The organism is Flavobacterium adiutor, from assembly GCF_048282555.1.
In the GTDB taxonomy this organism is placed as follows: Bacteria; Bacteroidota; Bacteroidia; order Flavobacteriales; family Flavobacteriaceae; genus Flavobacterium.
Map to the genome: position 1 here is coordinate 3,041,895 of NZ_CP182487.1, position 14,323 is coordinate 3,056,217.

At 34.5% G+C, this 14,323-nt stretch carries 14 protein-coding genes; all 14 read right to left on the reverse strand.

Annotated elements, in window-relative coordinates:
• Positions 1 to 124: 124 nt before the first annotated feature.
• The 14 genes from ltrA to ACNC7R_RS12795 all read right to left on the reverse strand — a co-directional run bounded on the left by ltrA (position 125) and on the right by ACNC7R_RS12795 (position 14,209).
• Positions 125 to 1,348: a group II intron reverse transcriptase/maturase gene (gene ltrA, locus ACNC7R_RS12730; RefSeq protein WP_417941457.1), complete on the reverse strand. Its 1,224-nt coding sequence runs from the start codon at positions 1,346 to 1,348 to the stop codon at positions 125 to 127.
• 530 nt (positions 1,349 to 1,878) lie between these two features.
• On the reverse strand, positions 1,879 to 2,010 hold the full coding sequence (locus tag ACNC7R_RS12735; RefSeq protein ID WP_417941458.1) for a hypothetical protein: 132 nt from the start codon (positions 2,008 to 2,010) through the stop codon (positions 1,879 to 1,881).
• 3 nt (positions 2,011 to 2,013) lie between these two features.
• The gene (locus tag ACNC7R_RS12740; RefSeq protein WP_417941459.1) at positions 2,014 to 2,661 is read right to left on the reverse strand and encodes a DMP19 family protein; all 648 of its coding nucleotides are present in this window, start codon (positions 2,659 to 2,661) and stop codon (positions 2,014 to 2,016) included.
• Positions 2,662 to 3,362: 701 nt separating this feature from the next.
• Positions 3,363 to 3,911: a DUF4738 domain-containing protein gene (locus tag ACNC7R_RS12745; protein ID WP_417941460.1), complete on the reverse strand. Its 549-nt coding sequence runs from the start codon at positions 3,909 to 3,911 to the stop codon at positions 3,363 to 3,365.
• Between the two features lie 167 nt (positions 3,912 to 4,078).
• Entirely contained in the window at positions 4,079 to 4,492 is a 414-nt protein-coding gene (locus ACNC7R_RS12750) for a hypothetical protein (RefSeq protein WP_417941461.1), read from the reverse strand.
• A gap of 141 nt (positions 4,493 to 4,633) precedes the next feature.
• Positions 4,634 to 4,900: a group II intron maturase-specific domain-containing protein gene (locus tag ACNC7R_RS12755; protein ID WP_417943163.1), complete on the reverse strand. Its 267-nt coding sequence runs from the start codon at positions 4,898 to 4,900 to the stop codon at positions 4,634 to 4,636.
• 604 nt (positions 4,901 to 5,504) lie between these two features.
• Positions 5,505 to 5,966 (reverse strand): hypothetical protein, encoded by a 462-nt coding sequence (locus ACNC7R_RS12760; protein ID WP_417941462.1) that lies wholly within the window; start codon positions 5,964 to 5,966, stop codon positions 5,505 to 5,507.
• Positions 5,967 to 6,803: 837 nt separating this feature from the next.
• Complete coding sequence (locus ACNC7R_RS12765; protein WP_417941463.1) at positions 6,804 to 7,259, reverse strand: DUF3368 domain-containing protein; 456 nt, start codon at positions 7,257 to 7,259, stop codon at positions 6,804 to 6,806.
• Entirely contained in the window at positions 7,252 to 7,479 is a 228-nt protein-coding gene (locus tag ACNC7R_RS12770) for a UPF0175 family protein (RefSeq protein ID WP_064715880.1), read from the reverse strand. The genes ACNC7R_RS12765 and ACNC7R_RS12770 overlap by 8 nt, the downstream gene beginning before the upstream one ends.
• A gap of 183 nt (positions 7,480 to 7,662) precedes the next feature.
• Positions 7,663 to 7,929: a group II intron maturase-specific domain-containing protein gene (locus tag ACNC7R_RS12775; RefSeq protein ID WP_417943163.1), complete on the reverse strand. Its 267-nt coding sequence runs from the start codon at positions 7,927 to 7,929 to the stop codon at positions 7,663 to 7,665.
• 686 nt (positions 7,930 to 8,615) lie between these two features.
• Complete coding sequence (locus ACNC7R_RS12780; RefSeq protein ID WP_417941464.1) at positions 8,616 to 9,095, reverse strand: hypothetical protein; 480 nt, start codon at positions 9,093 to 9,095, stop codon at positions 8,616 to 8,618.
• A gap of 838 nt (positions 9,096 to 9,933) precedes the next feature.
• The gene (locus tag ACNC7R_RS12785) at positions 9,934 to 10,872 is read right to left on the reverse strand and encodes a hypothetical protein (protein WP_417941465.1); all 939 of its coding nucleotides are present in this window, start codon (positions 10,870 to 10,872) and stop codon (positions 9,934 to 9,936) included.
• Positions 10,873 to 10,878: 6 nt separating this feature from the next.
• Positions 10,879 to 11,871 (reverse strand): DGQHR domain-containing protein, encoded by a 993-nt coding sequence (locus tag ACNC7R_RS12790; protein WP_417941466.1) that lies wholly within the window; start codon positions 11,869 to 11,871, stop codon positions 10,879 to 10,881.
• A gap of 406 nt (positions 11,872 to 12,277) precedes the next feature.
• The gene (locus tag ACNC7R_RS12795) at positions 12,278 to 14,209 is read right to left on the reverse strand and encodes a family 43 glycosylhydrolase (RefSeq protein WP_417941467.1); all 1,932 of its coding nucleotides are present in this window, start codon (positions 14,207 to 14,209) and stop codon (positions 12,278 to 12,280) included.
• Between the last annotated feature and the right edge of the window lie 114 nt (positions 14,210 to 14,323).

The window sequence follows — 14,323 nt, forward strand, 5'->3', positions numbered from 1 at the left end:
CGTAAGGTTACGCACAATCGAGTCACGCAATGGAATTTCACCCTTACGTTCTCACGGAACCGTGCTTGAAAGTCTCCCTTCACACGGCTCTTCATAGTATTAAATCACACAAATGTACTTACATTTATGGATGTACCAATAACCAATGTACGAATAAATCAGGTTTTTCTTTGTACTTTGTTTTGAGGTATCTAACCGCTGCCTTTTTATACAATCCTTTTTCCCATTTTACCCATTTTAGTAGTCGCTCATTGAGTTGTCTCCATAGATTTTGAAGGTCGTTTTTCCTAAATTTGTGATAATAATTGATAATTCCTCTCAAGATTGGATTCATCATTTTGGCTATCTCCTCTAGGGTTGTTCGCCTTTTGTGGATTTTCAGTGTTCTGAATTTTTCCATCAAACTGTTCTTCGACTTTTGACTTACGTAAATGCTCGGAATGATTATTATCTTATCCTTACTTTTGACCGCACTCGGACGAATGGTAAAGCCTAAAAAGTCAAATCCTTTGGGGTATTTCTTTATAGAGATTCCCCTTAAATTTACTATTTTGCTTTTCTCTGGATGCAAAGTCAGCTTGCAACTCTGCATTCTTTTGGTGATTAAATGAAGCAGATACAAGGCTTGTTTCTCAGTCTTGGAATGTACTATAATGTCATCAGCATAGCGTTCAAATGGCTTTTCGGGATGGTATTTTTCCATCCATTTATCAAACACAACGTGTAGAAATAAATTTGCCAATAATGGACTAATTACTCCTCCTTGTGGTGTTCCTGATACTGTGGCTGAAAAACGTCCATCTTGTTGTACCACGCCTGCTTTGAGCCATCTTTGGATGTACATTACAACCCATTTGTCTTGGCAATAGTGTTGTACTGTTTTGATCAGTAGTTCGTGATCGATATGGTCAAAGAAGCCTTTAATGTCAAGGTCTATGGCAAAGTCATGGTTAAATGAATTTTCATTAGCTTGCTTGATGGCTTGATGTGCATTTCGATTTGGACGGTATCCGAACGAACTTTTGTGAAAAAGCGGTTCGACTATTCGCTCTAAATGGCGTTTGACTACTTGTTGTGCAATACGGTCTAAAAGTGTTGGAATGCCTAATTTTCGTATTCCTCCATCTTTCTTGGGTATGCTTACTTGTTTGACAGCATTAGGGTAATAACTACCAGAGGTGAGCCTGTTCCATAGTTTGTAGAGTTCAGTTTTCTTGTTCTCTTCCAAGTATTCCCAACTCATTTTGTCTATGCCACCGCTACCTTTGTTGGCTCTTACTTCTTTGTATGCTTGCCAAACCATTACTTTGGTTATTGGCTGTGATTTTGTTTCATAATAATCTATCATCCCTTTTAGTTGGTTGTAAATTGTTAGTAAAACTTACTATGCTTAGTCCTTTGCTCCATTTCCATTACAGAAACTTCATCACTACTACAACTAAGTCTGCCCCCTATATCTCAACCACACCCTTTGTTGTCTGTTTCCTCTTTCGATTTGGCAGAGCGATATAGAGTTCACTTGTTCCTTAAAACAGCCTATTTATGCGTCTTGCCAACTTAACCCCGGATGCCATGTGCTCAGTAATCAGGTTTCCAACACACTTGGTCATAGGTACAAACGTAACTACCTATTTTTGACATCGTCTTTTGCGCTAACGAGGCTTCATCATTGGTTCACTTGCGTTCAACTCACATAAACTTACCTTCGGCATTCTTTGATGCCGTTTTTCTTTGTCGCTCACCACATTACAGTTTCCTAATAATGCAGCACAAAGTGGTTTAGTAACTACTCCTGAAAGTCGTCACTGATAGACCTACTATCATCTGTTTTAAAGCATCAACAACTACGTTGTTGTTCAAGTCACACACGTTCTGGCACTAAAGCGGGTTTGGGGTTAAATTAAGCCCTATTTTCGGATTTGCCAAATCTTCCAAATACAAGACCATTTTTCCATTAAGCCAATTGCCCAAATCCGTTGTAGTGGCTGTTAGCGGTTCGAGCTTTTTCACGTTTCAGTTGTCGATAAATTCAGTTTTATGTTTTCTAATAAAATCTACTTGTAATTGTTGTAAATTTTCAGTGTCGTAAACTTTATAAAATTCATCGTCAAACTTATTCAATGGATTGTCTTCATAAGATTTACTAAAACCTTCTATTGTTCCGTCTTGATGTTGTGTGATTTTTGGATTTTCTCTTTCAAAAGTTTCATTCGCTCGTTTCGTCAATTCTGAAAATTTATTAGCTCCAACTAGTTTTAAAGCTTCGGGCAAATATTTATAAAATTGTCCACTTGAATTAAAGTAAAACTGATTATAACCACCATTATTAACTTCTGATTCTAAAGCCCAAATCATATAAATTGCTTGTTTTGATTTATTCCAACTCATTACAGTTTCGAATTCATTTTCGTAATCTGCTGATTGTTTCTGCGATAAGTAGTCAAAAACTACCTGCAATAAATTATCGTCAGAAGTATTGTCAATAATTTTTTGAGTCAGTTTCTTGTAAATTGGTCTGTTTTTAAACGCGTCAATTGATTGAGTAAGTTTTTCTTCAGTTTCTTTTGAGAGTTTTCCGTCGTCTTTTTTTGTGTTTCCAGAACAGCCAATTAGACTTAATATTGTCGATATAATTCCCATAATTACTAAATTTCTTTTCATTCGTCTGTTTTTTTTTAGCCTGACCGCTAACTCGTTTATATACGCATAAATTCAACTCACTTTATTCCAAATGGCTATATTATTCGCATGTTTGGGCTCGTATTATTTTTTCAAATATAATTTATAAAGAAAATTCATCATATAAACTCTAAAGTATACTTTTACAATATCATTTTTATCAAACCCAAAAGCCCTAGCCCAGATGCAAGCAGCATCTCCAATCTGGCTCGTTTGCAACCAGTACCTCTTTACTTATGGAAACTAAATAAAGCGTTTACAACGCGGTTGTTTAGATGAATCACCTACAAATTTACAATAATACACTTTTGTTATTAATAGCCGCGTTATAAACGCTACAATTTATCTTTTTAATTTATGTAGATACTCGTTGAAAACGAGCACTAGAGGGTTTTTGACCAGCGTGGTCCACCTGCTTGGTATCTTGGCGGTAGCCAAAACCCAATTCCCCGTGAAAGTTAATTTTACGGGTAAGGGAATTTATGCCCTAAGGTGAAGGAAAACACGACAAAACCATCTTTGAAACCACTTCAAAAAAAAAAGAGGACACTAAATCCTCTTAAAATTCTTCTGACTCCTTTATCGAAAACCCCATAGTAGCGGAATCTCAGCGGTTTCGTTCAACACGGGCTTCATTCTTCGTGCTTCGCACGCAACGAATCCCTTGCTGTTATGGGCTGCTTTTATTCTTCACTATCTTTCGGTATACTAAACTCTAATGATTTAGTTTTGAAATTATAATAATTATTAAAGTCAACAGCATTGTCTGTTTCTGGCTCTGTAATTACACCTAAAAATTCAATTCCATTTTCATCAATCTTGTTAAACCAATAATTGTGAAATATTGCAATGTCTAAAAATTCTTTTCCAAAAGATTTTGTAAATTGTTCTTTTCTGAATGTAGTATCGATTAATATATTTTCATTTTGCTTAATTGTTAAAAAAATTTCGGCGTTTCGATATTTTTCTATAGATATCTTGTCTGAACTCCAAGATTTGTGTAATACATAACTATCTAAATCTTTACGGACAATTGATATTCTAATTTTTTTACTAACTATTAATGTGTCAAATTTTTCCGTTGCTTTTTTAATCGGATAAAGTTTTTCAGTGCCAATTTCTGTAACTTTTTGGGACGAATTCTTCTGATTTATAACTTCTGAATTTTTTTCAGCTTTTGAATTACAGGATATAAAAATTAATGCAATCAAAAAGATTTGTAGTTTTTCCATTAAGTTCGGTTTAAAGTTGCCCATAACGTTTCGCGCGCAGAACTCGTTGCGGCTTGGCAATGAGATTTCTCCACTAGTACAAAACGAAAATAGTAAAAAAGAACGAACAACTTACCGAAAACTTAGCAATGAAGTTTTGCGCGCTGTTATAGGCTGCCAAAATTTCCTCAATCTTCAATATTAGCAATGTCTTCATAAATGAAGTCAACTTTATTTCTAACACGCTCAATTCTCATTCTCAAGCAATTCAGTTTTGCTCCTCTGTAACCATTAATTTCTTTCCTCAAACCTTCAATTTTCGACCAATTTTTAACTTCAACTATTGCTTTTGCGCAAACAGAATCATTCTGAACATTGATTTCTATATATTCTTTATCATTTATCTTTAAATATTTGTCAAACCAATAATCTAAATTTTCAAAACCAACACTTTGAATTTGCTTGCTTAATTCTAATTTGTATTCACTTGATTCTGGTGAAAATTTATCAAAAATTGGATTTGTGTTTTTGCAATTCGGTCTATCACAAGCAATGTATGTAAACAAAATAATTGAGATAAATACTGTCGTTAAAGTTTTCATGTCTGATTACGGTTTCTGGTTTGGTTGCCTATAATCGAGTCACGCAATGGAATTTCACCCTTACTTTCTCACGGAACCGTGCTTGAAAGTCTCCCTTCACACGGCTCTTCATAGTATTAAATCACACAAATGTACTTACATTTATGGATGTACCAATAACCAATGTACGAATAAATCGGGTTTTTCTTTGTACTTTGTTTTGAGGTATCTAACCGCTGCCTTTTTATACAATCCTTTTTCCCATTTCACCCATTTTAGTAGTCGCTCATTGAGTTGTCTCCATAGATTTTGAAGGTCGTTTTTCCTAAATTTGTGATAATAATTGATAATTCCTCTCAAGATTGGATTCATCATTTTGGCTATCTCATCTATGTTGTTCGCCTTTTGTGGATTTTCAGTGTTCTGAATTTTTCCATCAAACTGTTCTTCGACTTTTGACTCACGTAAATGCTCGGAATAATTATTATCTTATCCTTACTTTTGACCGCAGTCGGACGAATGGTAAAGCCTAAAAAATCAAATTCCAATCTGCTGCTCGTTTGCAACCAGTACCTCTTTACTTATGGAAACTAAATAAAGCTTTTACAACGCGGTTGTTTAGATGAATCCCCTACAAATTTACAATACACTTTTGTTATTAATAGCCGCGTTACAAACGCTACAATTTATCTTTTTAATTTATGTAGATACTCGTTGAAAACGAGCACTAGAGGTTTTTTGACCAGCGTGGTCCACCTGCTTGGTATCTTGGCGGTAGCCAAAACCCAATTCCCCGTGAAAGTTAATTTTACGGGTAAGGGAATTTATGCCCTAAGGTGAAGGAAAACACGACAAAACCATCTTTGAAACCACTTCAAAAAAAAAAGAGGACACTAAATCCTCTTAAAATTCTTCTGACTCCTTTATCGAAAACCCCATAGTAGCGGAATCTCAGCGGTTTCGTTCAACACGGGCTTCATTGTTCGTGCTTCGCACGCAACGAATCCCTTGCTGTTATGGGCTGGTCATTAGCTTAGTTTCCGTAACTTTTTGTTTCGGAAAATTCAAAGCCTTTATTTTTGTCACTGTAATTAAATATCACACTTAATCCACCACCGTTAGCCAAATTGATGTTTTTCCCTTTTGCTGTGGCTAAAAATGGAATAACGTTTACAAAAAAAATTTTCTTTTTGTATTGTAAAGGAACAATTTTAACCAATATTATTGAGCCTTTATGTGCTTTAATTTCTTTTATAATTTCAGGCGCTCCGTCTAGATAATTAATTTTTTTGTTATTTATTACTTTTGGCCAATCATACCACATAACAGTTGAATCAAATTGGACATAAATATTTTCGGCCGTTATTTCGGGAAAATTGCAATATTCCTTCAGCGCATATAAATAAATATTTTCATCTGTTCTTACGTCAGTTGTTAACTCCTGTGATTGGACTTTGATTGAAAAAAGTAGTATTATCAAAAAAAATGTTCTCATTTGTAAAGTGTTGTTGTGAACTAGCCCATAATCAAGTCACGCAATGGAATTTCACCCTTACGTTCTCACGGAACCGTGCTTGAAAGTCTCCCTTCACACGGCTCTTCATAGTATTAAATCACACAAATGTACTTATATTTATGGATGTACCAATAACCAATGTACGAATAAATCGGGTTTTTCTTTGTACTTTGTTTTGAGGTATCTAACCGCTGCCTTTTTGTACAATCCTTTTTCCCATTTTACCCATTTTAGTAGTCGCTCATTGAGTTGTCTCAATCTGGTGCTCGTTTGCAACGAGTATCTGTTTACTTATAGAAACTAAATAAAGCGTATGTAACGAGGCTGTTTACATGAATTCCCTACAAATTTATAATGAACTTTTGTTTTAATAACCGCATTACAAATGCTGCAATTTATCTTTTAATTTATGTAGGAGCTTTTACAAGCAAAACTCCAAGTTAAAGTCTTGGAAAAAGCGGATAAAAAGCCTTTTTTACCCAAATGTTCGTGTTGCAAAATAGGCAATTTGTATCGGATAGCAGTTTTTGACCAGCGTGGTCCACCTGCTTGGTATCTTGGCGGTAGCCAAAACCCAATTCCCCGTGAAAGTTAATTTTACGGGTAAGGGAATTTATGCCCTAAGGTGAAGGAAAACACGACAAAACCATCTTTGAAACCACTTCAAAAAAAAGAGGACACTAAATCCTCTTGAAATTCTTCTGACTCCTTTATCGAAAAAACCATAGTAGCGGAATATCAGCGGTTCCGTTCAACAGGAGTTTCATTGTTCGGCTTGCAGCCGCAACGAAACTCTAGCTGTTAGTGGCTGGCAATTTATTCGTTATTCAACTTTAGTATTTCATCTATAATATTGTTAGATATTCGGAAATTCGTCAATAACAATTTATCAATTAAAGGCTTAACTTTTGGTATAATGGACATTTGTTTTGCTTTGTGTATTACTCCTAATGCTCCAGTTGTCTTAAGTTTTAATTTTGCAGCTAATTTGCGAGCTTTGAGGTCATCCAATAATAATGTAACATCTTCAAATTCCGAAGCTAATGCAATTGCACTTGCTTCGCCACGGTCTACTTGTGTTTCCAAAAACCTTTGATATTTTTCATCAGTTACTGATTGTAAAGTTATCCAATCTGGTAATTTTTCTCCGAATTCTTCAGCAATTTCAGGAGTAGTTATAAGTTCTCCATAAACATCTTTTAAGATATTTAGTTCATTTATTTTATGAAGAATAATTAGAGTGCTTGTATCGGAAATTACTATTTTATGCATTTGCTATATCTGATTGTAAATCATCAATTGAATTACTAAATATTGAAACACCATATTTTCCAAGTATTTCTATGAACGCTCTTTTTGTTAGTCCTGCTATTTCTGCAGCTTGTCCTGCAGATAATTTTGCATCTTCATAAAGTTTTGACGCTATTATCATTGAAAAATCGTAATCTTTCAAATCAACACTATCGGGTATATTTACTTGTATTGTTCTCATAATTTCTCTTTTTTTCAAAAGTACAAAAATATTAAGCGATAAGTTTTATTGTGCGCTTTTTTTTGCTTGCCACTAATCGAGTCACGCAATGGAATTTCACCCTTACGTTCTCACGGAACCGTGCTTGAAAGTCTCCCTTCACACGGCTCTTCATAGTATTAAATCACACAAATGTACTTACATTTATGGATGTACCAATAACCAATGTACGAATAAATCGGGTTTTTCTTTGTACTTTGTTTTGAGGTATCTAACCGCTGCCTTTTTATACAATCCTTTTTCCCATTTTACCCATTTTAGTAGTCGCTCATTGAGTTGTCTCCATAGATTTTGAAGGTCGTTTTTCCTAAATTTGTGATAATAATTGATAATTCCTCTCAAGATTGGATTCATCATTTTGGCTATCTCATCTATGTTGTTCGCCTTTTGTGGATTTTCAGTGTTCTGAATTTTTCCATCAAACTGTTCTTCGACTTTTGACTTACATAAATGCTCGGAATGATTATTATCTTATCCTTACTTTTGACCGCACTCGGACGAATGGTAAAGCCTAAAAAATCAAATTCCAATCTCGTTTGCAACCAGTACCTCTTTACTTATGGAAACTAAATAAAGCGTTTACAACGCGGTTGTTTAGATGAATCACCTACAAATTTACAATACACTTTTGTTATTAATAGCCGCGTTACAAACGCTACAATTTATCTTTTTAATTTATATAGATACTCGTTGAAAACGAGCACCAGAGAGGGAATAGTACAAGAAAAACTCCAAGTTAAAGTGCTTAAAAAAGTAGAAAAAAAGCGTTTTTACCCAAATGTCCGTGTTGCAAAACGGGCAATTTGTATCGGATAGCGGTTTTTGACCAGCGTGGTCCACCTGCTTGGTATCTTGGCGGTAGCCAAAACCCAATTCCCCGTGAAAGGGAATTTTACGGGTAAGGGAATTTATGCCCTAAGGTGAAGGAAAACACGACAAAACCATCTTTGAAACCACTTCAAAAAAAAAGAGGACACTAAATCCTCTTGAAATTCTTCTGACTCCTTTATCGAAAAACCCATAGTAGCGGAATCTCAGCGGTTCCGTTCAACACGGGCTTCATTGTTCGTGCTTCGCACGCAACGAATCCCTTGCTGTTAGCAGACGGCTTTATTTTTAGCTTCCTGAATGAACTTTTTCCAAAATTTGTATTCTGTTTCTTCTCTAATATATTTTCCATCATAAAGTAGATTAATCTTTTCCTCAATTGAATTAAGTAGTTCAATAGACTCGATTTTATTTTCACTAATGAAATAATATAAAAAGCAATCTAAAATGGTAATAGCTAAATTATCAGGAGCTATCGTAAAAATGTAACCAATAAAAAAGTTATCATTTATTCTGTTTTGATCACCGTGTTCATTATGTAAAGTAGTAACTAAAACGTCTAATTGGTCTTCACTCCATTTTGGTAATTCATCTTTTAAACAATCCCAATCTACTTTTGAGAAAGTTACTAATATTTTATAAGCTTCATAGAAAAAATCAAAATCTGTTTCAGCACTTGCTTGTAAAAATGATGTTAATTTTGTGACAGTTTCAAGCAGATTTTTAATCTTTATATTTTCTGTTTCCATTTTCTCCGTTAAGTTTTTCGAAGCTGTTTGCTAATCGAGTCACGCAATGGAATTTCACCCTTACGTTCTCACGGAACCGTGCTTGAAAGTCTCCCTTCACACGGCTCTTCATAGTATTAAATCACACAAATGTACTTACATTTATGGATGTACCAATAACCAATGTACGAATAAATCGGGTTTTTCTTTGTACTTTGTTTTGAGGTATCTAACCGCTGCCTTTTTGTACAATCCTTTTTCCCATTTTACCCATTTTAGTAGTCGCTCATTGAGTTGTCTCAATCTGGTGCTCGTTTGCAACGAGTATCTGTTTACTTATAGAAACTAAATAAAGCGTATGTAACGAGGCTGTTTACATGAATTCCCTACAAATTTATAATGAACTTTTGTTTTAATAACCGCATTACAAATGCTGCAATTTATCTTTTAATTTATGTAGGAGCTTTTACAAGCAAAACTCCAAGTTAAAGTCTTGGAAAAAGCAGAAAAGAAGCCTTTTTTACCCAAATGTTCGTGTTGCAAAACAGGCAATTTGTATCGGATAGCGGTTTTTGACCAGCGTGGTCCACCTGCTTGGTATCTTGGCGGTAGCCAAAAACCAATTTCCCGTGAAAGTTAATTTTACGGGTAAGGGAATTTATGCCCTAAGGTGAAGGAAAACACGACAAAACCATCTTTGAAACCACTTCAAAAAAAAGAGGACACTAAATCCTCTTGAAATTCTTCTGACTCCTTTATCGAAAACCCCATAGTAGCGGAATCTCAGCGGTTCCGTTCAACAGGAGTTTCATTGTTCGGCTTGCAGCCGCAACGAAACTCTAGCTGTTGGGCGTAGTTTTTATAATTTCACTTTTTTTACCTTCAAATAATTCTCTCGTTCACTACTAAAATCTTTTCCAAATTTGCTTCTTTCTAAGTATTCTTTGTGCAGTTTTTGATTGAACTCAAAAAAATAACTTGCTAGAAAACTAATACTATTCATTTGGTTTGAATTATTATTGATGTTTGGATCTATTTTCGCAAGGTCGCTAAAAAACTGTTGATTTATCTTTTGTAATTCAACTATGGGTATATTATTATCAATGTCTAATAATGAAGATTCTCCATTGTAATTTAATTTGTTTCTTAAATTAGAAGGGTATTCAGATTTGAATTTAGAAAAATGGCTTAGTAATAAGTTATATAGTGCTGCTTCATCCGAATCACAGTTTGTTAGAAATTCTCTCAATGTAGTTTCTAGTTGTAACCAAGTTGATTTATGTACACTATCGCCTTTTTCGCTTATTATTATAACTACATTACCATATGCATTTATTTCTTTTACTGAAAAATAATAGTTTCCAACACTTAAGTTAATTGGGTTAGAATGAACAGCTAACGAAAATTGTTCAAAACGTCTAATTTGCTCACTTGAAAAAAAGAGAAATCCTTTGTTAAGAAACCTAAATAAACAAGTAACTGTGAAAAATGAAAAATAATAAAATGTTACGAATGACCAAGTTTTTGATATCTCTTTTTGATTTACAAAGTCGGTATATTGAATCATGGATTTATTCATAAATAATTCAATATCACAATGAATTGATTTATAATAATCATCTTGTGATATTTCCACTTCAATAGATTTACCATTAAGTTTATTTAATGAAATCAACTTTTTTGTTAAAACATCTTTTAAAGACCAATATTCAATTTTATTCCTCTTGATACCATAGTTTAACCTTGGTAGCAAATAGTTGTTTCTTACATTTAAATAATTTGTTCCAAAAAACTCCATTTGTTACTAGAATAAATTTTGGCTATTCAAGTTATTATAGCGTTTAGCGTATTCATTAAGTTCTTTTCGCATGTCTGAAACAACTTTTGAATAAGTAGCGTTACTTGTACCTGTATAAGAATCAAAATTTAATTTAGATATTGGCTCAAGTGAATTTATGAACGAATCAACTTTTAAATCACTATATTCTTTTAGAGTTTTGTCCACAACTTCATGAAAAACAGCAAATAATGAACGAAAAAGAATAGAGTTAGTTAATTTGGCTTTTTCAGATTTACTTTTCTTGAAAACTTTTTCTGCTGCTTCTATATAATTTTTTACCCCCTTAAATACAGTTTCTGCATCTTTGTCCTGAAAAAATCCACTCTCAAAAATATCATTGGTTGCTTGATTAAAAGATACTCTTGTAATTCTTCCAACTTGGCTTTTAGCTGGTGATAACAAGCCTGCTAAAACACTATCTTGATTCAATCTATCAAATAATTGTCTTTGTTTATCTTCTTTTTTTGTTTCACGACCAGATAGGTTTTTAATGTCAAGCAATAAGGTTGTTGGAACCCCTTTTTGTGTTGTATTAATATCTATAAAGAGGTTAACTTCTTGGGTTGTATTTAGATTGTTGAAAATAATGACAGGAATTGAATATTGTTTAGTAGCTTTTAATAAGCCGTATAGTCTATGTTGTCCATCAAGAACCATAAAACTATTAATATTAGTCATAAACGATATTTCCTGTTTTGCATTATCAAAAGCAAACCTAGCATTATCTTGTGCACTAAGAATTAATGCTGATGGTATCGTTCCTTTTAACTCATCTAAGTATTTTGCGATATCTTTAGCTCTTGTTTCGTTTAATGTTCTTTGGAATCCTTTTTCGGGATCCTCGTCTCTTCTTGATACAAAACAAATTGATTTCAATACATCGTTAGGTATAACTGAAACAAAAAAAGTTTTATCGTTTTGTGTGCATTCTAGAGTTTTAAATCTTACTGTCTTCATTTTGTAAAGATATATAATGTTTTTTACTTTCTGTTTTTTTAAAATTACGCCCAACTCATTTATATACGCATAAATTCAACTAATTTTATCCTAAATTGGTATGTTATGCGCATGTTTGGGTTCGTATTATTTTTTCAAATATAATTTATTTATAACGAAAATTCATTATATAAAATTCTAAAATATTCTTTTACACTAGCATTATTATAAAACCCAAAAGCCCTAGCCCTGACAGAAGCGGCATCTCCCGCTTTAGAAAAACAAGGCTTTTTTGCCGTAGTTTTTGTTAGCGGGAATACAGCGAAGAGCAGGAACAAGCTCCTAAATCTAAAACTCAAATTCTATAAAACAAAAAAAGCTGCTCCGGGGCAAAGTAGAGCAGCTTTTTACAACTAAATAATTTGCATTATTTAATTGCCTGTATTCCTGTATGGGTTGGGGTTGCCTGTTTAATGGTTCCGTCTGGGTTGAATTCTAATTTATCCATACACACTTCGCGGTGAAAACCTCCGGCTTCTCCCATTTTTATTCCGGTTGGGTATGAAAATCGGTGGTACGTGATATACCATTCATCTTTGTTTGGAATTTGCAAAACCGAATTATGACCGGTTGCATAGATTCCCTGATCCGGGATTCCCTGAATTACGATGTTGTTTTCCGGAATTTCAATTGGTCCCAGAGGCGATTTTGAAGTTCCGTAGCGCACTTTGTAATTCGGGCTTCTGGTATCGTCTTCGCTCCACATGAAATAATAGGTTCCTTTTCTGTAAATCACGTAGGTTCCTTCACGGAATGTTTTATCAACTTTAATGAGCTTCACATCGCCTTTGAAAGAAATCATATCGTCATTCAGTTCGGCTACAGCCATATAACCGTTACCCCAGTATAAATAGGTTTTTCCTGTTTTAGGATCTGTAAAAACATCCGGATCGATTTCCTGACCGCCTTTTACTCCTTCTGGTCTGGTCGCTACCAAAGCTTTTCCGCTGTCTTTGAAAGGTCCTTCCGGATTGTCTGAAACGGCAACACCAATTTTTTGCGCTGCAGTGAAATAATAGAAATATTTGTATTTTCCTTTTATCTTTTTCTCTACGATACAAGGCGCCCAGGCATTTCTGTTGGCCCAGCTTACATCTTTTGGAAGATCCAAAATCACACCTTCGTCTTTCCAGTCTACTAAATTATCAGATGAAAAAGTTTTAAAATACTTTCCGGACCAGCCATCAAATCCATCGCTGGTTGGGTAGATGTAATATTTTTTGGTTTTGTTTGAATATAAAATGTCAGGATCGGCATAATAACCTTCTAAAACCGGATTATTATTGATTTTTGGCAATTTTTCAGGTGTTCCCCATTTAGCAAGCAGCCTTTTCAATTCGGTACGTGTGATGGGCAAAATAGTACCGTGACGCGGTTTGAAATCCATTGAAATCTCATCGTCTATTGCTTTAAAATTTTCTAAATCGGTACTTTTTGTAAACTGATATTTTCCTTTCATGTACAGGTCATACATCAGAATATACTCATCCGAATTGTTTAGTTTAAAAACGCTTGAACCTTCTACAGATTCTTTGGTCTGCTGCAGGTAATTGTCATTTTCTGTCCATTTTCCGGAAGTCAGATCGGTTGTAGTAGCCACTTTGATGCCCGGCTTTTCGGTCTCAGTTTTGTAAAAAAGATGATATACTCCGTCTTTTTCTATAATATCGCCGTCAATACACGCTTTTTGAGATTTTGGAACGAATAATAATTTTGGCTCGCTTTCCAGAGCTGTGAAATCTTTATTCGCATAAGCGTAGTAAATTTTATCTGCCTCGTTTGCGTGCTGCATACTAAAGTAAATCAGATATTTACCAGCTTTGGCATCGTAAATGGTCTGTGGCGCCCAGACACGTTTCAGGTTTTCATTGCCCGGAAATGCTTTCTGAATATTTACGATACTGCTTTTCCAGTTTACAAGATCAGTGCTTTTTAGCAGCACCATGGCACGATTGCTATCCCAACCTTTTGAAGAAGTCATATCGGTCAGAACCATATAAAATGTTTTGCCGTCATCCCCACGCAAAATATGAGGGTCACGTACACCTCCTGTTGAACTGATTACCTTACTATCTATAACGGGTTTATCTTTATTAAGAGCGTAATAATGATAACCATCGGCGCTTACTGCATAACGAACCGCTTCTTCTTCTACACTGTTTCCGGTAAAATATACAAACAAATAAGCCGTTAAATCTTTGCCGGCAATAACCGGAGGACCTCCTGCTGCAGGCTGCTGTGCCTGTAATACATTAAAAAATGCTACTAATACTATAAGACAAAAATGTGTTTTTTTCATTATCATTAATTTTATTTACTATTTTAAACTCGTTGGGTGCCATTAGTTTTTAATGCTAATTTTTCGTCAACGAGTGATACCGATTTTTCATCGATTGTATCGAGAACAGATAAA

Bases quoted from the DNA above. Each gene is read 5' to 3' on its own strand.
- ACNC7R_RS12795 (WP_417941467.1), bottom strand. From the start codon at position 14,209: ATGAAAAAAACACATTTTTGTCTTATAGTATTAGTAGCATTTTTTAAT.
- ACNC7R_RS12750 (WP_417941461.1), bottom strand. From the start codon at position 4,492: ATGAAAACTTTAACGACAGTATTTATCTCAATTATTTTGTTTACATAC.
- ACNC7R_RS12785 (WP_417941465.1), bottom strand. From the start codon at position 10,872: ATGGAGTTTTTTGGAACAAATTATTTAAATGTAAGAAACAACTATTTG.
- ACNC7R_RS12765 (WP_417941463.1), bottom strand. From the start codon at position 7,259: ATGCATAAAATAGTAATTTCCGATACAAGCACTCTAATTATTCTTCAT.
- ACNC7R_RS12770 (WP_064715880.1), bottom strand. From the start codon at position 7,479: ATGAGAACAATACAAGTAAATATACCCGATAGTGTTGATTTGAAAGAT.
- ACNC7R_RS12745 (WP_417941460.1), bottom strand. From the start codon at position 3,911: ATGGAAAAACTACAAATCTTTTTGATTGCATTAATTTTTATATCCTGT.
- ACNC7R_RS12760 (WP_417941462.1), bottom strand. From the start codon at position 5,966: ATGAGAACATTTTTTTTGATAATACTACTTTTTTCAATCAAAGTCCAA.
- ACNC7R_RS12780 (WP_417941464.1), bottom strand. From the start codon at position 9,095: ATGGAAACAGAAAATATAAAGATTAAAAATCTGCTTGAAACTGTCACA.
- ltrA (WP_417941457.1), bottom strand. From the start codon at position 1,348: ATGATAGATTATTATGAAACAAAATCACAGCCAATAACCAAAGTAATG.
- ACNC7R_RS12790 (WP_417941466.1), bottom strand. From the start codon at position 11,871: ATGAAGACAGTAAGATTTAAAACTCTAGAATGCACACAAAACGATAAA.
- ACNC7R_RS12740 (WP_417941459.1), bottom strand. From the start codon at position 2,661: ATGAAAAGAAATTTAGTAATTATGGGAATTATATCGACAATATTAAGT.